The organism is Enterobacter cloacae complex sp. P43RS, assembly GCF_014930585.1.
GTDB lineage: Bacteria > Pseudomonadota > Gammaproteobacteria > Enterobacterales > Enterobacteriaceae > Enterobacter > Enterobacter bugandensis.
In genome coordinates, this window is sequence record NZ_JADBRJ010000005.1 from 305,190 (window position 1) to 324,486 (window position 19,297).

The following is a 19,297-nucleotide window of genomic DNA, read 5'->3' on the forward strand; positions in this document are numbered from 1 at the left end:
GCACGTATAATGAATACGTATAAAGAAAGGTATAATGTGATGAAACAAAAGTTACAGAGGTGCTATGGAACAACTGGATGAACGTCTGAAAGCACAATACCCGTCGCTGTCGCCGCAGGAGCAGCGGGTGGCAGACTTTATATTCGACCATTTTGACGACCTGATCAGCTACAACAGCGCCGAGCTGGCGCAGCTGAGCGGGGTGTCGAAAGCCACGGTCAGCCGCCTGTTTAAGCGTCTGGGCTATGAGAAATATAAGGATATGCGCGACGAGCTGCGCACCCTGCGCCAGAGCGGGATGCCGCTCACCGATAACCGCGATGCGGTGCAGGGCAACACGCTGCTGGCGCGCCACTACAAGCAGGAGATGGCGAACCTGACCCAGTGGGTCAATGCCCTTGACGCGCAGCAGTTTGCCGACGCCATGGCCTGCATGGTCAAGGCGCGGCGCATTGTGATTATCGGCATGCGTAACGCCTATCCGGCGGCGCTGCACCTGCGCCAGCAGCTGCTGCAGGCGCGCGGTCAGGTGCTGGTCCTGCCGCAGCCGGGGCAGAGCCTGAGCGAGGAACTGGTGGACCTAACGCCGGACGATCTGGTGGTGGTGATGGCTTTCCGCCGCCGCCCGCGCATCATTCGTCCGCTGATGCAGCAGCTTCAGAGTAGCGGTATTCCGGTGCTGCTGATGTGCGAGCCGCAGGCCCACAGCCTGTTTCCACTGGCGAGCTGGCAGCTCTGCGCCCCGCTGGACAGCGTCTCCGCCTATGACAGCTACTCCTCCGTCAACAGCCTGATCAACCTGCTGGCGAACGCCTTCCTGCATGACATTCTCGATAAAGGCCGTCCGCGCATTCACGAGATTGCCTCCCTCTACCAGCAGCTGGACGAACTCGAACAACGATAATGGGGCATCAGACTGGTGCTTTGCATTGAAATGGTGCAAATGAACGGGGCGAAAATAGAGAGTATTTTCGCCCCGCCCGCGTTTTATAAGGGTTTAAGAGAAAATTCCCCGCTTCGCCTTATCTGGCACATTAGTTGCAAAATCACATTCAAAGAATCTTTTGTTTCATGTTAACGTTACGGGGAAGCACCATGAAAAAACTGTTTATTGCACTGGCCGGGGCCGCATGTCTCTTCACTCAGCTGCCCGCAAAGGCTGACCAGCTTCAGGATATCGAGAAGCGCGGCACCATTCGCATTGCCGTTCCGCAGGATTTCCCGCCGTTTGGCTCGGTAGGGACCGATCTGCAGCCGCAGGGCTACGACATAGACATGGCGCGCTATCTGGCGAAACAGATGAAGCTCAAGCTGCAGCTGGTGCCGGTGACCAGCGCCAACCGCGTGCCGTACCTGCAAACCGATAAGGTGGACCTGGTCATTTCCAGCCTCGGTAAAAACCCGGAACGCGAGAAGGTGATCGACTTCAGCCGCGCCTACGCGCCGTTCTTCCTCGGCGTGTTTGGCCCGAAAGGGGCCGAGCTAAAGGACGCCGCCGCGCTGAGCGGAAAAACCATCGGCGTGACGCGCGGGGCGGTGGAGGATATGGTGCTGACCGGCCTGGCACCGAAAGACGCCAACGTGAAACGCTACGAAGACAACAACACCACGCTTTCGGCCTACCTCTCCGGCCAGGTGCAGTACGTGGCGACCGGCAACCTCGTGGTGGCGGCCATTTCGCGGCAGAACGCGGAGAAAGCCCCGGTGCCGAGTTTTATGCTGAAAGACTCACCGTGCTTTATCGGCCTGAAGAAGAACGAACCGGCCCTGAAGGCAAAAGTGGATGCGCTGATTGAGCAGGGCATCAAGGACGGCACGCTGAACGGCCTGTCCGAGCAATGGCTGAAGGCCCCGCTGCCGGCAAACCTTGGCGCCTGAGCCGATGACGGAGCAACTTGATTTTTCAGCCCTCTGGCCGCACTGGCCGGAGCTGCTGGCGGGGCTGTGGGTCACCATTCAGCTGACGGTAATGGCAACCGTCGGTGGGCTGGCAATCGGGATTTTCGGCGCGGCGATCCGCAGCGGACGCACCACCTGGTACAGCCGGATCTGGGGCGGCTACGTGGAGATCATCCGCAACACGCCGTTTGTGGTGCAGCTGTTTTTCATCGTCTTCGGCCTGCCGAATCTTGGCCTGAAGATGACGGCGGGGGAGGCGGCGCTGCTGGCAATGGTGGTGAACCTGGGCGCGTACAGCACCGAAATTATCCGCGCGGGCATTCAGGTCACGCCGAAAGGACAGTGGGAGGCCGGGCGCGTGCTGGGGCTAACCCGTCTGCAGACGTTTATTCGCGTGGTGCTGCCGCCCGCGCTGCAGCGCATTTATCCGGCGCTGGTGAGCCAGTGCATCATCGTGATGCTCGGCTCGTCGGTGGTGTCGCAGGTCTCGTATGAAGAGCTGACCTTCGCCGCTAACCTCATCCAGTCCAGAACGTTTTTGAGCTTTGAGGTCTATCTGGTGACAACCGGGATTTACTTAGCGCTGTCGATTACCCTGCGCCAGCTGATGATGGCGGCAGGACGCAAATGGCTGGGGGTGCAGGCATGATGACCACCTTTACCGACTGGGACATTATTCGCAACCTGCTGCTGGCCGGACGCTGGACGGTACTGCTGTCGCTGGTGGCGTTTGTTGGCGGGGCAGTGGTAACGCTGCCGCTCCTGCTGCTGCGCCTGACGGGCGGGCGCACGGTGAAGCGCATTATCCGCGGCTATATCGAGCTGTTTCAGGGCACCCCGCTGCTGATGCAGCTGTTCCTGGCCTTCTTCGGCGTGGCGCTGTTCGGCATCGACGTCTCGCCGTGGACCGCCGCCTCGCTGGCGTTAACCTTCTACACCAGCGCATTTCTGCTCGATATCTGGTACGGCAGCATTCGCGCCCTGCCGAAGGGGCAGTGGGAAGCCTCGCGCTGCCTGGGCCTGACCTTCGGCCAGACCCTGTTTCGCGTGGTCGCTCCGCAGGCGCTGCGCATCGGCATCGCCCCGACGGTGGGCTTTGCGGTGCAGGTGATCAAAGGCACCGCGCTGGCGTCGATTATCGGCTTCATCGAGCTGACCAAGGCCGGGACCATGCTGACCAACGTGACCTATCAGCCATTTAAGGTCTTTGCGCTGGTGGCGCTGGGCTACTTTATTCTGTGTTATCCGCTGTCGCGCTACAGCCGCTATCTGGAGACCAAATTCAATGCCTCTCATCACCATTAATCAGGTGCAGAAGTACTACGGCGATAACCACGTGCTCAAGGGCGTCGATCTGGATATCGATATGGGCCAGGTGATCTCCATTATCGGGCGCAGCGGATCGGGCAAAAGCACGCTGCTGCGCTGCATCAACGGCCTGGAAGGGTATCAGGACGGAAGCATCAAGCTGGGCGGCATGACCATTACCGACCGGGATTCTCAGGCGCGTGAAATCAGCCGCTCGGTCGGGATGGTGTTCCAGAGCTTTAACCTGTTCCCGCACATGACGGCGCTGGAGAACGTGATGCTCGCCCCGCGTCGGGTGCTGAAGAAAAGCGCCGCCGAATGCCGCGAACTGGCCCAGCGCATGCTGGAGAAAGTGGGGCTTGGCGATCGTCTGGATTACTACCCGTCGAGCCTCTCCGGCGGCCAGCAGCAGCGCGTGGCGATTGCCCGCGCGCTGGCGATGTCGCCTAAAGTTTTACTCTGCGACGAGATCACCTCCGCGCTCGACCCGGAGCTGGTGGGCGAAGTGCTCAAGGTGCTGGAGCAGCTTGCGGCCGAGGGGATGACCCTGATTCTCGTGACCCATGAAATGAATTTTGCCCGCGAAGTGGGCGACCGCGTGGTGTTTATGCACCAGGGGAAAGTCTGGGAGCAGGGCGACAGCAAAACGCTGTTCGCCAACCCGCAGACCACGGAACTGAAGCAGTTCATCTCCTCCGTGCGCGGCCTCAACTGATAAGGACTTAACAATGGATATCGCACACTTTCCGCAAATCAACCCGCCCCAGCGCCTGCTGATGGGGCCGGGGCCGATCAACGCCGACCCGCGCGTGCTGCGCGCCATGTCGAGCCAGCTGATTGGCCAGTACGATCCGGCCATGACCCACTACATGAACGAGGTGATGGCGCTCTATCGCGGTGTGTTTCGCACCGAGAACCGCTGGACGATGCTGGTGGACGGCACCTCCCGGGCGGGGATTGAAGCCATTCTGGTCTCCGCCATCCGCCCCGGAGATAAAGTGCTGGTGCCGGTCTTTGGCCGCTTTGGCCACCTGCTGTGCGAAATTGCCCGCCGCTGCCGCGCGGAGGTGCATACCATCGAGGTGCCGTGGGGCGAGGTGTTCACCCCGGACCAGGTGGAGGATGCGATTAAGCGTATTCGTCCGCGCCTGCTGCTAACCGTGCAGGGCGACACCTCCACCACCATGCTGCAGCCGCTCGCGGAGCTCGGCGCCATCTGCCGCCGCTACGACGTGCTGTTTTACACCGATGCCACCGCGTCGCTCGGCGGCAACGCGCTGGAGACCGACGCATGGGGGCTGGACGCCGTCTCGGCCGGGATGCAGAAGTGCCTCGGCGGCCCGTCGGGCACGTCGCCGATTACCCTGAGCGCGCGCATGGAGGAGGCGATCCGCCGCCGCAAATGCGTTGAGGAGGGCATTCGCACCGACGCCCACCGAGACGGCGATGAGGAGATGATCTACTCCAACTATTTCGATCTCGGCATGGTGATGGACTACTGGGGGCCGGAGCGCCTCAACCACCACACCGAAGCGACCACCGCGCTGTTTGGCGCCCGTGAGTGCGCGCGTTTGATCCTGCAGGAAGGGCTGGATAACGGCATCGCCCGCCACAGGCTGCACGGCGATGCGCTGCTGAAGGGCATTCAGGCGATGGGGCTGGAGACCTTTGGCGATCTGAAGCACAAGATGAACAACGTGCTGGGCGTGGTTATTCCACAGGGCATCAACGGCGACCAGGTGCGTAAGCTGATGCTGGAGGATTTCGGGATTGAAATCGGCACCTCGTTTGGCCCGCTGCACGGCAAGGTGTGGCGCATCGGCACCATGGGCTACAACGCGCGCAAGGACTGCGTGATGACCACCCTGAGCGCGCTGGAGTCGGTGCTGAACTACCTGAAATTCACCACCACGCAGGGCGCGGCGATGCAGGCCGCGTGGGACCACTATCGCCGCGAGACGCCGCAATGAGCCCGGCGGCAGAACGGGTGATGGCCCGCGCCGACGCGCTGGCCGCCATCAGCGAAACCCCGGATGCGCTGACACGGGTCTATCTCTCGGTGCAGCATCTGCAGGCCAACCAGCTGGTGGGGCAGTGGATGAGCCAGGCGGGCATGACCGTCTGGCAGGACAGCGTGGGCAACATCTGTGGACGCTATGAGGGGGCGCAGGAAGGGGCGCAGGCGGTGCTGCTTGGATCGCATCTGGATACCGTGCGCAACGCGGGACGCTACGACGGCATGCTCGGGGTGCTCACGGCCATTGAAGTGGTGGACAGCCTGCATCAGCAGGGTGTGCATCTGGCGCAGGCCATCGAGATTGTCGGCTTTTGCGATGAAGAGGGCACCCGCTTCGGTATTACGCTGTTAGGCAGCCGGGGGCTGACGGGCACCTGGCCGCAGGGCTGGCTGGAAAAAACTGACGCCAGCGGCATCAGCGTGGCGCAGGCGATGACCCAGACGGGGCTCGATCCTGCCAGCGTGTCGCATGCCGCAAGGCGTCAGGAAGATTTCAGCGCCTATCTCGAGCTGCATATTGAGCAGGGGCCGTGCCTTGAGCAGGAGGCGCTCGCGCTTGGCGTGGTGGAAGCCATTAACGGCGCCCGTCGCCTGAACTGTCGCTTCACCGGCGAGGCCGGACATGCGGGAACCGTGCCGATGCTCCACCGCAGAGACGCGCTGGCCGCCGCCGCCGAGTGGATGGTTATTATTGAAAACGCTACCCGACAGCAGGGCGGCAATCTGGTGGCGACGGTCGGGGAATTGCGCTGTCTGCCGGGAGCGGTGAACGTGATCCCCGGTGAGGTTCAGCTCTCGCTCGATATTCGCGGCCCGCAGGATGCACCGCTGGACAGGTTGCTCAACGAGCTGCTGGAACATGCCCGGGCGATCGCATCGCGCCGCGGGCTGGCATTTAGCGCCGAGGAGTTTTACCGCATTGCCGCCACGCCGTGCGATCTGCACCTGCAGAACGTGCTGGGGGAGACCGTCAAATCGGTACAGGGACGCTCGCTGTCGCTGCCCAGCGGCGCGGGCCACGATGCGATTGCCATCGCGGAACGCTGGCCGGTGGGCATGCTGTTCGTGCGCTGCAGGGGCGGAGTCAGCCACCACCCGGCGGAATCGGTGATGGCTGAGGATGTTGCGCTGGCGATTGAGGCGTTTTCGCGTGCGGTGATTCAGCTGGCGGATCGCGTTACTCCAGCCCCAGCGTATACTGCGCGATCTTAAAGTAGATAATCAGCCCGGTACCGTCGATAAGCGTCGCGATAAACGGCGCGGAGACGACCGCCGGGTCAATGCCGCAGCGCTTGAGCACCATCGGGATCACTGACGACACAATCGCGCTCCAGAGCGTAATGCATACCAGCGTCAGGCTGACGATAAGCGTGATTTCCAGCCCGATACCCATCATCCAGGCGCGGATGCACCCGGCAATACCGAGCGTCACGGCAATCATCAGCGAGGTGGTCATCTCTTTGCGCAGCACGCGGCCTACGTCGCGCAGATGCACTTCACCCAGCGCCATGGCGCGCACCAGCGTGGAGGTGATCTGCGTTCCGCTGTTGCCACCCGTGCCGATCAGCAGCGGAATAAAGAACGCCAGCGCGATGGCAGACTCCAGCGCCTCTTCGAAGTGCTGGATCACCGAGCTGGTGTAGGCTTCCGCGACAAACAGCAGCAGCAGCCATACGGAGCGTTTCTTCCACAGGCTGAAGGCGCTGGTTTCCAGATAGGGCTTCTCCAGCGGCAGCGTCGCCCCCTGAAGCTGGGCGTCTTCGGTGACGTCATCTTCCAGCAGATGGGCGATTTCGCGCTCGGTCAGGCAGCCGACGAGCTTGCCGTGGGTCACCACCGGCACGACGTCCGCGTCGCCGTGGGCCAGAAGTCCGGCGACATCGGCTCGTTCATCTTCCGGTTTGACCTGCAAAAACTGTGAAATCATCAGGCTTTTAATTGGCTGCACGGTATCCGTGACCTGCAATAATTTGCGTACCGCAATCATGCCCGCCAGGCGTCCATGGTCTTCAATAAAAATATGCGACGGAATATCGTCGTCTTTTAATTTTTCGAAGAATTGCTCGCGCGCCAGCGCCACGCATAATGAAACGTCGAGGACAATAAAATCGGTATTCATATATTGCGCGACCGCGCTGTCATTGAATGCCAGGTTGTGGTTGTGAATAGCGTAAGACATAGTGAATTCCCTTTGAATAATAAAATCTCTCAGGGGCGAGCAAGACAGGGCATGTCGGAAAGGAGATCCCCACGTCCTGGGTTCAGCACTGTACACCGTATCCCGCAAGGGAAGTTATACTGACAAAGCCTTGATTCGACAGTGCCTGTTTTACCCTGTGCCGGTTCTCTCGAACCCACCAGAGCGATAACGTGTATTTGTACAGGAGCCTCGCCATAACGAGATCGTTGTAAAGCGTGAGGAATAATACGCTTGTTTAAATTTATCGCTCAGGAAATTAAATAATGTTTAAGGAAGGTTTAGGTAAATCTTATTAATAAAATGTTGAGGGTTTATTTAAGGTTATTCCTTTTAAATGGAGGATTAATTAACGGGGGAAGGAAAATGGCGTGGTTTGATAATCTGCTGAATCATTTTGCGCTTTATCCGGCACATCTGTTCGCGCTGTTATTCATAATGGCGCTGAGCAAGTCCACGGTGCTGATCTCCTCCGTGCTGCCGCCCGCCTCGGTGATGCTGCTGGCGGGCATCGGCGTCAGCCAGGGGAGCATGCACCCGGCGCTGGCGTGGCTCGCCGTGGTGCTGGGGGCAACGGCGGGATCGGTGCTGAACTACCATATCGGCCAGCTGATGGGGCACACCCGGCTTGTCGCGCGCTTTACGGCGAAGCATGCCGCTACGTTTTTACGGGTTCAGCATCAGCTGCAAAAAAACGGTGTCATCGTACTGTTTACGTCGCGCTTTCTGGCGGTGTTGCGTTATGTCGTGCCGCTGGCGGCAGGGATGCTCAGGCTGAACGCCGTCAAATTTTACGCCGTCAGCCTGCTTTCCGCCTGTGCATGGGCGGCGCTGTATGTCGGCGCGGTCACCGGCATCAGCGCCTTTTGAGTTACAGACTCCCCATTCCGCCGTCCACCAGCAGCTCCGTTCCTACCGTGTAGCTCGACTCGTCGGACGCCAGATAGAGCGCGGCTTTTGCCAGCTCCGTCGTCGAGCCCATTCTGCCGAGCGGCACCAGCTTGATGATCTCCGCCATCATCGCGTTAAGCGTCTCTTCGCTTAAGCCCGTCTTCGTAAATGCCGGCGTTTCCACCGGACCGGGGCTCAACCCGTTGACGCGGATCCCGCGCGGCAGCAGCTCCGCCGACAGCGTACGCGCCAGCGACAGGAGGGCGGCCTTGCTTGCGGCATACACGCTGCTGGTGGGCAGGCCGATGCGTGCGCTCACGGAGCCGCAGAGGATCACCGACGACGGGTTATTCAGCAGCGGCAGCAGCGCCTGAATTAAAAAGAACGGTCCCTTCAGGTTGATGCCCATCAGGCGGTCCCACGCATCCTCCTGCCAGGCTTCCAGCGGCGCGTGCGTTACGTCGCCAGCGTTGAGAAACACCGCGTCCAGGCGTGGCCAGCGAGCGGCGAGAGTTTCCGCCAGCGCTTTTTGCGACGCGATATCGCCTGCGTCGGTTGGGATCACCCAGGCCTTATCGCCCAGAATGCGCTCTGCTTCGGCGAGGGTGTCCGGGTTGCGTCCGGTCACGGCGACGCGCGCCCCTTCGGCGATAAACGCCTGCGCGGTGGCAAGACCAATGCCGCTGGTGCCGCCGGTAATCAGCGTATATTTATCGGTTAAACGACCCATGTTCTTCTCCTGAAATGTCACTGGAGAAAGCACTATAGAAACGTTAGTATCGAAAGGAAACCAGGTACCAAATGGATACTAACGAGGCAAGAGGTGTGCTATGGCAGAAATGCTGGAGGTGTGCTGCGAAAAAAAATCTGAGGCGTATACCTGCCCGATGACGCAGTTTGTCAACCTGATATCCGGTAAGTGGGCGATCCCCATTCTCTATCGCCTGATTGTGTTCAACACGCCCGTACGCTTTGGCGATCTGCTGCGTGCCGCTGCCCCCATCACGCAGAAAGAGCTGACGAAGCAGCTCCGCCTGTTTGAGCAGCGCGGGCTGGTGACGCGGACGGTCTACCCGGAGATCCCCCCGCGCGTGGAGTATCAAATTACCGAGCTGGGGTTAACCCTGCAGGACGCACTTTCGCCGCTGGCCGCCTGGATGAGCGAGTACGGCGACCAGCTTGAGCGTTAGGCTACTGTTTCACGTAGCGCGGTGCCGGAACCCCGGTGCGCGCGCTGTTAAACAGCTCAAGGCGCGCCGCTTCGTAGCGATCCCACAGGGCGGCGTCATGCATCGGCGGAATAGTGATCTGTTCGCCCTGATCCAGACCCGCCAGTGACGCATCGACCATATCGTCGGTGGTCATCACCGACCCTTCCGGCAGATCGTTCACCGTAACCCCTGAATGGCTCCAGATCTCCGTCGCCGTCGCGGCGGGCAGCACGGCCTGAATGCGCACGCTGCTATCGGCAAATTCTTCCTGCAGTCCGCGGGTAAAGCTCAGTACCCAGGCTTTGGTGGCGCTGTACAGCGCGCTGCCCGCACGGACATGGAGCGATAACACCGAGGCGATATTGATCAGCGTCCCGCGATTGTTCTGCGCCAGGCGGGGCAGGATAGCGTAGGTCAGACGCATCAGCGCCGTGGTGTTGAGGGTGTTGATGGCCTGATGCTGCGCCACATCGCCCGCGAGGAACGGGGCCATCTGCGCGGTGCCCGCGTTGTTTACCAGCGTATCGATGGCGGTATTGTGGCGCAGTTCATTTTCCACGGCGCGGATCCCGGCTTCATCGCTGAGATCGGCCACCAGTATAGCGACGGCCACGCCATAGCGCGCGCGCAGGTCGGCGGCGAGGGTTTTTAGGCGATCCTCGCGGCGGGCGACCAGGACCAGGTTAGCGCCGCGCGCGGCCAGGCGATCGGCATAGACGGCCCCGATCCCGGAAGAGGCGCCGGTAATTAAGGCGGTGGTGATTTGCGTAGTCATTGTGTGTTACCTCAAAGCAAAGTGGGTTATCTGGTTTCAATATGAAACTGAATTAACTCTCTGCTATTTGGTTTTATAATGCAACCATTTTGCCGGGCATTTTGTGCTTTTGCCGTTGGGAACGATCAGGAGGGGAGTTTAGCCACGATCTCTTCTGGCGTCAGCTCGCGCCCATCGTCGGCGATAAGCGCCAGTTTACGCAGGGGTTTGCGCTGTTCGCTATCGACGAGAACGGTGCCGCATTCGTTTTCCGCGAACAAAAATTCATTGCCCCACTGGGAGAGAGCAACCAGCACCGTCTGGAGCGCGCGTCCCTTGTCGGTCAGAACGTATTCCTGCCAGGCGCTGCCGTCGGAGGCGGGCTGAAGCCGGAGGATGCCTTCATCGACCAGCAGCTTCAGCCGCGAGGTGAGCATGTTTTTCGCGATACCGAGGCTTTTCTGAAACTCACCGAAGCGTTTAATCCCGCGCAGCGCGTCGCGAACGATCAGCAGCGACCACCAGTCGCCAATGATATCCAGCGAACGGGCGACGGGGCAGGTGCTCTCTTCAAGGCGGGTGCGTTTCACGGTCAGGTCTCCGGTGGGGTATGGTTTTATTATAAAACTAATTAGCGCCCACCGTAAGCACGTTAATCATCAGTTTGAGAAATGCTTCCCGAAAAAACTGTCACGAATCTGTCACACTCACTGGAATATTAAAAAAACGTGAGGAACGAGGGATGAGAAAAGCACTACTCGCAGTGGCCGTGGCAGGTACCCTTTCAATGACCTTTGGCGCACAGGCGCAGGAGACGCCGAAAGGCTATCAGCTGGAGCAGGTGTTAATCATGAGCCGTCACAACCTGCGCGCGCCGCTCGCCAACAACGGCAGCGTGCTGGAGCAGTCCACGCCGAAGCAGTGGCCGGAGTGGGACGTGCCGGGCGGTCAGCTCACCACCAAAGGCGGCGTGCTGGAAGTCTATATGGGCCATTACATGCGCGAGTGGCTGGCGCAGCAGGGGATGGTGAAGACGGGAGAGTGCCCGCCAGCAGATAGCGTGTATGCTTACGCCAACAGCCTGCAGCGTACCGTCGCGACCGCGCAGTTCTTCATTACCGGTGCGTTCCCGGGCTGCGACGTCCCCGTGCATCATCAGGAAAAAATGGGCACTATGGACCCGACCTTTAATCCGGTGATTACCGACAACTCGCCGGAATTCCGCGAAAAAGCGCTGAAGGCGATGGAGACCGAGCGGCAGAAAATGCAGCTTGGCGAAAGCTATAAGCTGCTGGAGCAGATGACAAATTACGCCGATTCCCCGTCCTGCAAAGAGAAAAAAGTCTGCTCGCTGGCAGACGCGAAAGATACCTTCAGCGCCGACTATGAAAAAGAGCCTGGCGTATCCGGGCCGCTGAAGGTGGGTAACTCGCTGGTGGACGCGTTCACGCTGCAGTATTACGAAGGTTTCCCGGCCGACCAGGTGGCCTGGGGTGAAATCAAGACCGACCAGCAGTGGCGCGTGCTGTCGAAGCTGAAGAACGGCTATCAGGACTCGCTGTTTACCTCCACCGAGGTGGCGCAAAACGTGGCGAAGCCGCTGGTGAAATATATCGATAAAACGCTGGTCACCGAACAGGCGAAAGCGCCTAAGATTACTCTGCTGGTAGGGCACGATTCGAACATCGCTTCACTGCTCACCGCGCTGGATTTCAAGCCGTATCAGCTGCATGACCAGCAGGAACGGACCCCGATTGGCGGCAAGATTGTCTTCCAGCGTTGGCACGACAAAAACAGCAATCAGGAGCTGATGAAAATTGAGTATGTCTACCAGAGCGCGGAGCAGCTGCGCAACGCCAGCGTGCTGTCATTGCAGTCACCCGCGCAGCGCGTGACGCTGGAGCTGAAGGGCTGTCCGGTGGACGCGAACGGCTTCTGTCCGGTTGATAAATTCAATGCGGTCATGAATAACGCGGCGAAGTAAAAGAGAACCCCCCGCTGCGGCGGGGGGAAACGCTTAGACGTTTTTACGTTCGATGGTTTGCTCGCCCCAGAAGAGCGAGTCTTTGTCCGTTTTTTCGAAGGCGCGAATCAGCACTTCATCGTTGCCTTCTTCCCAAATCTGCTCGGCCAGCTTTTCGTCGTAGTTCGCGACTTCAAAGATGGCTTCGGCAATCTCCGGAGAGGTGTTGCGTAAACTTGCCCATTCGCCCACGTGGTGAGCTTTGGATTCCTGTGTTGGCATACTTTTCCTCCTGTTGGGTTAGCCGTTCAGTTTTTTAGCGAGACCCGCGACGTATTCACCCTGATAGCGGGCGATAGAGAGTTCTTCATTGCTTGGCTGACGTGAGCCATCCCCACCGGCAATGGTGGTTGCGCCGTACGGCGTCCCGCCGCGCACCTGAGAAACGTCAAACAGCTCCTGCGCGCCGTAGCCAATTGGCACAATCACCATTCCATGATGAGCAAGGGTAGTCCAGGTTGAGGTAATCGTCTGCTCCTGTCCGCCGCCGGTGCCGGTAGAGCTGAATACGCTGGCGAGTTTGCCGTACAGCGCCCCGGATGCCCAGAGCCCGCCGGTTTGATCGAGGAAGGTACGCATCTGGCCTGACATATTGCCGAAGCGGGTCGGGGTGCCGAAGATAATGGCATCATACTCCGCCAGCTCCTGCGGGGTGGCGACCGGGGCATTTTGTGTTTTTCCCCCGGCTTTGGCGAACGCTTCCGCCTGCATGGTTTCCGGTACGCGTTTTACCACAACCTCAACGCCGTCCACTCTGTTTGCACCTTCTGCTACCGCGTGAGCCATGGTTTCAATGTGTCCATACATGGAATAATAGAGCACCAGAACTTTTGCCATTTTGCATCACTCCTCGTTGGTTTTTCTGACAGCGGATCGCTGCGTTCATATAAAGATATGACATCACGGCCAGACTGCAAAAATGAACGGCATTTCTTTGATTTATAACAACATGGTTACAATAAGGGGCTGTAGCAAAATGAAACAACTTTCTGGTCGTCGAATTTTAAAATGATAAGAAAGGCTTATAGATTTCCGTCGCGTTATCTGACCCGAAAGGCGGATATCATGTTGCAGAATATTACCCGTGGCTTGCCGGATAGCCTCAGTCCACTAAGCTTAGTTTCACGCGGCACAGATAAAGGCCCTGTCCTTTAGCCGCGAGGTGAAAGAATCCTCTTTTACTGAATGCAATATGATGTCTAATGTTTCACACTCTGGAGGTTAGAGATGGCAAACCATCGTGGTGGTTCAGGTAATTTCGCTGAAGACCGTGAAAGAGCATCAGAAGCAGGTCGTAAAGGTGGCCAGTCTAGCGGGGGTAACTTCAAGAACGACCCTCAGCGCGCATCAGAGGCTGGTAAAAAAGGGGGTAAAAATAGCCACGGCAGCAATAAGTAGTACGCCGGGTTGACTCCCTGCCGCCGGGTTTCCCGGCGGTTTTTTTATGTCTGCAACATTGAACTGTAACCAAAGGCAACGCACACTACAGAATTGATCTCACTTGTTGGTGTCGCATGTCCGTCTCACGCTTTAAATTCTCCATAAAACCGCAGGAAGCCATCCTTATTCTCATCACCATGTTCTGGGGCGGGACCTTTCTTGCCGTCCAGTACGCGGTGACCCTCAGCGATCCGTTCTTTTTTGTCGGCCTGCGCTTTGCGACGGCGGCGATAGCCGTGGGGCTGATCTCCCTTAAAACGCTGCGGGGTCTGACGCTGAAGGAACTCAAGGCCGGCGTGGCGATTGGGGTTGCGATAGCGATGGGCTACAGCCTGCAGACGTGGGGATTGCAGACCATCTCCAGCAGCAAATCCGCTTTTATTACCGCCATGTACGTGCCGCTGGTGCCGCTGCTGCAATGGTTATGCCTCGGGCGGCTACCGGGGCTGATGTCCTGCATTGGCATCGTGCTGGCGTTTATCGGCCTGATTTTATTAGCCGGGCCGGAAAATAACCTGCTGGCGCTGGGGCCGGGCGAGATCATTACCCTCGTCGGGGCCATTGCCATCGCGGCGGAAATTATTCTGATCAGCGCCTGGGCTGGGAAAGTGGACGTCAAGCGCGTGACGGTGGTGCAGCTCGCGACGGCGTCGCTGGTGGCCTTCGCGACGATGGTGCCAGCCGGGGAATCCGTGCCGCCGATGTCCACGGGGCTGGTGGTGGTCGCGCTGGGGCTTGGCATCTTCAGCGCCATTATCCAGGTGACCATGAACTGGGCGCAGCGCAGCGTATCGCCAACGCGGGCGACGGTGATCTACACCGGTGAACCGGTCTGGGCGGGGATTTTCGGACGACTGGCCGGCGAGCGTTTACCGCTGCTGGCGCTGGTGGGCGCGGCGTTTATTGTCGCCGGGGTGCTGGTGAGCGAACTAAAGTTCAGAAAGCGGGGGCGTGAAGCGAGTCATTTGACTGCTGAAAAAGGTTTAGATTGAAAAAAAGCGCAACGTTACTTAGGATATGTACGGATTAAAACCGTACACGGTGATGTAAACCATGCCAGCACTTAAAAAACAGCGTATCGATCTTCGCTTAACGGACGAAGACAAAACAATGATTGAAGAAGCGGCGGCGATGACGAATCAAACGATCACCCAGTTTATGGTGAACAGTGCGTCAGAGCGTGCTGCAGAGGTCATCGAGCAGCACCGTCGTCTCGTGTTAAACGAAGCCTCCTGGAATGCGGTGATGGATGCTATCGACAATCCGCCAGAGCCAAATGAACGCCTCAAGCGAGCGGCAAAACGTCTTCGAAACATGGAGTGAAGCGTCTTGGCAAATCTCACGATTGAAATGTTTTCAGAGGGAACCGACTATGATTTCGGGGATTTTGATTGTGGTGAACCCTCGCTAAATGCCTTCCTGAGAGAACACCTGGTACGCCAGCACAATGGACGTATTCTACGAGCCTACCTGCTTAAAGAGCGCGACCATCCGCGCGTGCTGGGCTATTACACGCTATCGGGAAGTTGCTTTGAGAGAGCGATGCTTCCTTCTAAGACTCAGCAGCGTCGGATCCCTTATCTCAACGTACCCAGCGTGACGCTGGGACGTCTGGCTATTCATAAAGAACTACAGGGAAACGAGTGGGGAACAACGCTTGTTGCACACGCTATGCGGGTGGTTTACCTGGCGTCGCAGGCTGTGGGAGTACACGGAATATTTGTTGATGCCCTTAGCGAGCAGGCTAAACGATTTTATCTGAAGCTGGGGTTCATCCCGCTGGCAGGCGAAAACAGCCATTCTTTGTTCTTCCCGACAAAAGCTATCGAACGACTGTTTGAGCAGGCGTGATCGCTCTTAAGGAGCATGCAGGTCGGGTAAGGCGTAGCCGTCACCCGACATATCGATTTCACGAATCCTGATGCGCCGCGGCGGCCTGCGGCGCGGCAACCATCCGGCGGCTCAGCAGGGCGTTAAGCAGGATCGCGCCGAAGGTCGCCGTACCAATCCCACCGATCGTAAACCCGCCCAGCGTCAGGGCAAAATCGCCCGCGCCCAGCACCAGCGTGACGGCCACCATGATCAGGTTGCTGTTCTGGCTGAGGTCAACCCGATGCTGCACCCAAATGCGTGCCCCGGCCACGGCGATCAGCCCGAACACCACAATCGACGCGCCGCCGATGACCGGTGACGGAATGGTGTGGATCAGCGCGCCGAACTTTGGTGAGAAACCAAGAAGGATCGCCATTACCGCCGCCGCCACGAAGACCAGCGTTGAGTAGACCTTGGTCACCGCCATCACGCCGATGTTTTCCGCATAGGTGGTCACGCCGCTGCCGCCCACGGAGCCTGAGAGCATGGTCGCCAGCCCGTCGCCGACGAACGCGCGGCCCATGTACGGATCCATGCTGCGCCCGGTCATTCCCGCCACCGCCTTCAGGTGCCCTAAGTTTTCCGCCACCAGGATCACCGCCACCGGGGCGATAAGCATCATCGCCTGCGTGTTAAAGGTGGGCGAGGTCACCTGCGGCAGACCGAACCAGGCGGCCTGATGAAGCAGGGTAAAATCGACCGGCTTGCCCATGCCGAACACGTTCGCCAGCAGGGCGTAGATCAGACAGGCGACAATCAGCCCGACCAGGATCAGCAGACGCTGGATCATCCCGCGCGTAAAGACTGCCACCAGGCCGATGCACAGCACCGTGATCACCGCCATCCAGCTTTCAAACGGCGAAGCGGAGACGCTTTTCACCGCAATCGGCGCGAGGTTCAGGCCTATCGCCATCACCACCGCGCCGGTGACGACGGGGGGCATCATCCGTTCGATCCAGCGCGTGCCGATCTTCATCACAACGAGACCAATCAGGGTATAGACCAGCCCGCAGGCGATGATGCCGCCGAGGGCCACGCTCAGGTTGGGGTTGATCCCCTGGCCGTTAAAACCGGTAGTGGCGATCACCACGCCGACAAAGGCGGCGCTGGAGCCCAGGTAACTGGGCACGCGCCCGCCGGTAACAAAAAAGAACAACAGGGTGCCGATTCCCGACATCAGAATAGACAGGTTGGGATCGAGCCCCATCAGCATCGGCATCAATACCGTCGCGCCAAACATCGCGACTGCATGCTGGACGCCCATCACCATGGTTTGCCCGAGCGGGAGGCGTTCATCCGGCGCGACCACGCCTGCTTCAGTGGAGGTCGATTTCAACTGCCAGTGGGGAAATCCGAACATGGTCTGTCTCCTTAAAGCGCCTTAGCAGGCGGGTCGCATAAGCGCGTGGTAGCTGCGGTCAAACCACACCAGACCTTGCGGTGCGGGGTGGCGAATAATCGATACGATGTCGCAAAACAGAATGTCGTGAGTACCGACGCTGACCACCTGGCTGATGCGGCAGTCAAACGAGGCCAGCGCATCCTCCAGACGCGGGCAGCCCGTGTCGCCCGTCTGCCAGCGGGCGGCGGTAAAGCGTTCCGCCATCGGCGTTTTGCCGCCAAACAGATTGGATAAAGGCTCCTGTCCGGCGCTCAGGGTATTCACACACAGGGTGCGGTTTTCGCTGAACGTGGGCCAGACCGACGCGCCGCGGTTCAGGCACACCAGCAGGGTGGGAGGGGAATCCGTGACGCTGCATACCGCGCTGGCGGTAAAGCCCGCCATCCCCGCCGGGCCGTCGGTGGTGATGATGTTGACCGCCGCGCCAACGCAGGCCATGGCGTCGCGAAAGGTCTGTTTATCGGGTGTCATCACGATCGCTCCTTACGCCAGTCCGCAGGCATCGTCGAAGGTCAGGCGCGGCAGGCGCCCGTAAAGTTTGCGCGTATCGCCATAGCCAATGTTGATCAGCAGGTTGCTTTTAAGCGTTGTGCCGGTGAAAAAGGCCTCGTCGACCTTTTGTCGGTCAAAGCCCGACATCGGGCCGGTGTCCAGGCCGAGTGCGCGGCAGGCGAAAATCAGATACGCGGCCTGCATTGAGCTGTTGCGAAAGGCCGTCTCTTCCGCCAGCGCGGGGCTTGCGGTAAACCAGCTTCTGGCATCGCCGTGCGGGAACAGCTCGGGCAGGCGCTCGTAGAATTCCCCGTCCCAGGCGACAATCGCTGTCACCGGGGCGGTAAGCGTTTTCTCGAGGTTGCCGCTGGAGAGCGCCGGGCGCAGCTTCTCTTTTCCCTCTGCGCTTCGCACAAAGACAATGCGCGCCGGTGAGCAGTTGGCAGACGTTGGGCCCCATTTCATCAGGTCGTACATCTCGCGCAGCGTCTCGTCGCTGACCGGCATATCCAGCCAGCCGTTGTGGGTGCGGGCACTGGTGAACAGCGTTTCCAGCGCGGCGGGGGTAATGGCTTCGCTCATTAAAGCTCCTTATAAAGCGGGTTCAGGGCTGTGCAGCAGGCTGGCAAGCCCGTTCAGCAGCAGGGTGTTAAAGGTGTCCGGTTCGGTGACGTTGCAGGCATGTCCGCCCTGGCGCATGACCGTTTTGTGGGCGTGCGGGAGGGCGGCGTGCAGTTCAGCGGAACAGACGGACGGCACCAGCACGTCGTCGGCGGAACAGATAATGTGCACCGGGCAGCGAATGCGTGCGGACTGGCGGCGGAAGTCGGCTTTTTTCAGGGCGCTGAGCCTGCGCAGCAGGTTGGTTTTACCCTGGAAATGGGCCAGCGCCAGCGCTTCTTCGGCCTCCAGACGCGGCGCGCGGGCGGCCATCCAGTCTGCCGGGTAGAGAAACAGCGGCTGCGCCTCGACCCACGCCTGCGCGCCGCCGGAATGCAGCAGCCGCTCGCGAACGTCAAAACAGCGGCGGGTGTGGGCATTGAGGGTCAGCCAGCCGTTGACGCACACCAGCGCGGTGAGGGCGTCGGGCTTGTCGAGGGCCAGTTGCAGGCCGACCAGCGCGCCGAGCGCGTGCCCGACGACGCTGTAGCGCGCAATGCCTGCGTCAGCCAGCGCCTGGGCGAGCTCGTCTGCCATCTGCGCAAGGCTGTAACCCTCCGGCAGGGTGTCGGGGTTATTGCCCGTTCCCCGCTGGTCATAGCACACCACCTGATACTCCGGCTCCAGCGCGGCCTGCTGGGGCAGCCAGTAGCTGCCGCTGCCGCCGAGACCGGAAATAAAGACCACCACGGGCGCACCCTCGTACGGCGGCGGCGAGACGGAAAGTTTCATGCCTGCCTCACTTCGCGATGTGCGCAACGGTGGCGATCTCAACCAGCGCGTCCGGTTTTACCAGCCCGCACTGAATGCAGAACCGCGCCGGTTTATCGCCGGGGAAGAACTCGGCGTAGATTTCGTTAATCGCGGCGTAGTTTTTCCAGTCGGTGATAAAGATGCTGTTGAAGGTCACGTCCTCCATGGTGCCACCCGCCGTTTCGATCACGGTTTTGATCGTCTCCAGCACGTGGCGGGTTTGCGCCTTTGGGTCGTTGATAAACACCACGTTGTTGTCTTTATCAAACGGCAGCGTGCCCGAGACATACACCACGCTGTCGGCGAGGGTGCCGGGGACGAACGGGGCGATGGGCGTGCTGGTGCCCGGCGGGATGATTACGGATTTCGGCATCGTGT

At 59.6% G+C, this 19,297-nt stretch carries 25 protein-coding genes and 1 riboswitch; of the genes, 14 read left to right on the forward strand and 11 right to left on the reverse strand.

The window, feature by feature from the left end; translation table 11 throughout:
• The first annotated feature begins 64 nt into the window (after nt 1–64).
• The 7 genes from hpxU to hpxK all read left to right on the forward strand — a co-directional run bounded on the left by hpxU (nt 65) and on the right by hpxK (nt 6,436).
• The gene (gene hpxU, locus IM294_RS12855; RefSeq protein ID WP_126817615.1) at nt 65–904 is read left to right on the forward strand and encodes a MurR/RpiR family transcriptional regulator HpxU; all 840 of its coding nucleotides are present in this window, start codon (nt 65–67) and stop codon (nt 902–904) included.
• 191 nt (nt 905–1,095) lie between these two features.
• A complete protein-coding gene (locus IM294_RS12860; RefSeq protein ID WP_126817612.1) occupies nt 1,096–1,878 on the forward strand; it encodes a transporter substrate-binding domain-containing protein in 783 nt (260 codons plus the stop codon).
• A 4-nt stretch (nt 1,879–1,882) separates the two neighbouring features.
• Nucleotides 1,883–2,548, forward strand: a complete 666-nt coding sequence (locus tag IM294_RS12865; RefSeq protein WP_041912033.1) for an amino acid ABC transporter permease — start codon at nt 1,883–1,885, stop codon at nt 2,546–2,548.
• On the forward strand, nt 2,548–3,204 hold the full coding sequence (locus tag IM294_RS12870) for an amino acid ABC transporter permease (protein WP_014883296.1): 657 nt from the start codon (nt 2,548–2,550) through the stop codon (nt 3,202–3,204). The genes IM294_RS12865 and IM294_RS12870 overlap by 1 nt, the downstream gene beginning before the upstream one ends.
• The gene (locus IM294_RS12875; protein WP_008499843.1) at nt 3,185–3,922 is read left to right on the forward strand and encodes an amino acid ABC transporter ATP-binding protein; all 738 of its coding nucleotides are present in this window, start codon (nt 3,185–3,187) and stop codon (nt 3,920–3,922) included. Before IM294_RS12870 ends, IM294_RS12875 begins: the two co-directional genes overlap by 20 nt.
• Before the next feature lie 13 nt (nt 3,923–3,935).
• Nucleotides 3,936–5,177, forward strand: coding sequence for an alanine--glyoxylate aminotransferase family protein (locus IM294_RS12880; RefSeq protein ID WP_032651243.1), 1,242 nt, complete (start codon nt 3,936–3,938; stop codon nt 5,175–5,177).
• Nucleotides 5,174–6,436, forward strand: coding sequence for an allantoate amidohydrolase (gene hpxK / locus IM294_RS12885; RefSeq protein ID WP_126817610.1), 1,263 nt, complete (start codon nt 5,174–5,176; stop codon nt 6,434–6,436). Before IM294_RS12880 ends, hpxK begins: the two co-directional genes overlap by 4 nt.
• Here hpxK and IM294_RS12890 read toward each other — a convergent pair.
• The gene (locus tag IM294_RS12890; RefSeq protein WP_045630063.1) at nt 6,402–7,403 is read right to left on the reverse strand and encodes a magnesium transporter; all 1,002 of its coding nucleotides are present in this window, start codon (nt 7,401–7,403) and stop codon (nt 6,402–6,404) included. The genes hpxK and IM294_RS12890 overlap by 35 nt on opposite strands.
• A 60-nt stretch (nt 7,404–7,463) precedes the next feature.
• Nucleotides 7,464–7,633: riboswitch (M-box (ykoK) riboswitch) on the reverse strand.
• A 154-nt stretch (nt 7,634–7,787) separates the two neighbouring features.
• Between IM294_RS12890 and IM294_RS12895 the strand changes: the two genes are divergently transcribed.
• On the forward strand, nt 7,788–8,291 hold the full coding sequence (locus IM294_RS12895) for a DedA family protein (protein WP_126817608.1): 504 nt from the start codon (nt 7,788–7,790) through the stop codon (nt 8,289–8,291).
• Between the two features lies 1 nt (nt 8,292).
• Here the strand turns inward: IM294_RS12895 and IM294_RS12900 are convergent, their stop codons facing one another.
• Nucleotides 8,293–9,042, reverse strand: coding sequence for an SDR family oxidoreductase (locus tag IM294_RS12900; protein WP_028012645.1), 750 nt, complete (start codon nt 9,040–9,042; stop codon nt 8,293–8,295).
• A gap of 100 nt (nt 9,043–9,142) precedes the next feature.
• On the opposite strand from IM294_RS12900, the gene IM294_RS12905 reads away from it, so the two are divergent.
• A complete protein-coding gene (locus IM294_RS12905; RefSeq protein ID WP_023335206.1) occupies nt 9,143–9,502 on the forward strand; it encodes a helix-turn-helix domain-containing protein in 360 nt (119 codons plus the stop codon).
• A gap of 1 nt (nt 9,503) precedes the next feature.
• On the opposite strand, the gene IM294_RS12910 is transcribed toward IM294_RS12905, so the two are convergent.
• Together IM294_RS12910 and IM294_RS12915 are read right to left on the reverse strand one after the other, a co-directional pair.
• Entirely contained in the window at nt 9,504–10,298 is a 795-nt protein-coding gene (locus tag IM294_RS12910; protein WP_028012646.1) for an SDR family oxidoreductase, read from the reverse strand.
• A 125-nt stretch (nt 10,299–10,423) separates the two neighbouring features.
• Nucleotides 10,424–10,867, reverse strand: a complete 444-nt coding sequence (locus IM294_RS12915; RefSeq protein WP_028012647.1) for a helix-turn-helix domain-containing protein — start codon at nt 10,865–10,867, stop codon at nt 10,424–10,426.
• Between the two features lie 152 nt (nt 10,868–11,019).
• On the opposite strand from IM294_RS12915, the gene agp reads away from it, so the two are divergent.
• On the forward strand, nt 11,020–12,261 hold the full coding sequence (gene agp / locus IM294_RS12920) for a bifunctional glucose-1-phosphatase/inositol phosphatase (RefSeq protein WP_126817606.1): 1,242 nt from the start codon (nt 11,020–11,022) through the stop codon (nt 12,259–12,261).
• Nucleotides 12,262–12,294: 33 nt separating this feature from the next.
• On the opposite strand, the gene IM294_RS12925 is transcribed toward agp, so the two are convergent.
• Entirely contained in the window at nt 12,295–12,522 is a 228-nt protein-coding gene (locus tag IM294_RS12925; RefSeq protein WP_028012649.1) for a YccJ family protein, read from the reverse strand.
• A gap of 18 nt (nt 12,523–12,540) precedes the next feature.
• Nucleotides 12,541–13,137, reverse strand: a complete 597-nt coding sequence (gene wrbA, locus IM294_RS12930; RefSeq protein ID WP_041910554.1) for an NAD(P)H:quinone oxidoreductase — start codon at nt 13,135–13,137, stop codon at nt 12,541–12,543.
• A 390-nt stretch (nt 13,138–13,527) separates the two neighbouring features.
• Between wrbA and IM294_RS12935 the strand changes: the two genes are divergently transcribed.
• The 4 genes from IM294_RS12935 to IM294_RS12950 all read left to right on the forward strand — a co-directional run bounded on the left by IM294_RS12935 (nt 13,528) and on the right by IM294_RS12950 (nt 15,591).
• Complete coding sequence (locus IM294_RS12935) at nt 13,528–13,698, forward strand: general stress protein (RefSeq protein WP_001273664.1); 171 nt, start codon at nt 13,528–13,530, stop codon at nt 13,696–13,698.
• A gap of 116 nt (nt 13,699–13,814) precedes the next feature.
• Entirely contained in the window at nt 13,815–14,732 is a 918-nt protein-coding gene (locus tag IM294_RS12940; protein ID WP_059356845.1) for a DMT family transporter, read from the forward strand.
• 61 nt (nt 14,733–14,793) lie between these two features.
• Nucleotides 14,794–15,063: a DUF1778 domain-containing protein gene (locus IM294_RS12945; RefSeq protein ID WP_008499829.1), complete on the forward strand. Its 270-nt coding sequence runs from the start codon at nt 14,794–14,796 to the stop codon at nt 15,061–15,063.
• A 27-nt stretch (nt 15,064–15,090) separates the two neighbouring features.
• Nucleotides 15,091–15,591: a GNAT family N-acetyltransferase gene (locus tag IM294_RS12950; RefSeq protein ID WP_172616463.1), complete on the forward strand. Its 501-nt coding sequence runs from the start codon at nt 15,091–15,093 to the stop codon at nt 15,589–15,591.
• A gap of 58 nt (nt 15,592–15,649) precedes the next feature.
• Here IM294_RS12950 and rutG read toward each other — a convergent pair whose 3' ends face one another.
• Genes rutG through rutC form a run of 5 tightly spaced genes read right to left on the reverse strand, consistent with a single transcriptional unit; the run spans nt 15,650 to nt 19,292 of the window.
• Nucleotides 15,650–16,972: a pyrimidine utilization transport protein G gene (gene rutG, locus IM294_RS12955; protein ID WP_063437640.1), complete on the reverse strand. Its 1,323-nt coding sequence runs from the start codon at nt 16,970–16,972 to the stop codon at nt 15,650–15,652.
• A 21-nt stretch (nt 16,973–16,993) separates the two neighbouring features.
• Nucleotides 16,994–17,485, reverse strand: a complete 492-nt coding sequence (gene rutF, locus IM294_RS12960; RefSeq protein WP_032644856.1) for an NADH-dependent FMN reductase RutF — start codon at nt 17,483–17,485, stop codon at nt 16,994–16,996.
• Between the two features lie 12 nt (nt 17,486–17,497).
• Entirely contained in the window at nt 17,498–18,088 is a 591-nt protein-coding gene (locus IM294_RS12965) for a malonic semialdehyde reductase (RefSeq protein ID WP_126817604.1), read from the reverse strand.
• Between the two features lie 9 nt (nt 18,089–18,097).
• Entirely contained in the window at nt 18,098–18,898 is an 801-nt protein-coding gene (rutD, locus tag IM294_RS12970; protein ID WP_063437643.1) for a pyrimidine utilization protein D, read from the reverse strand.
• A gap of 7 nt (nt 18,899–18,905) precedes the next feature.
• Nucleotides 18,906–19,292 (reverse strand): pyrimidine utilization protein C, encoded by a 387-nt coding sequence (rutC, locus tag IM294_RS12975; protein ID WP_126817602.1) that lies wholly within the window; start codon nt 19,290–19,292, stop codon nt 18,906–18,908.
• Nucleotides 19,293–19,297: the final 5 nt, after the last annotated feature.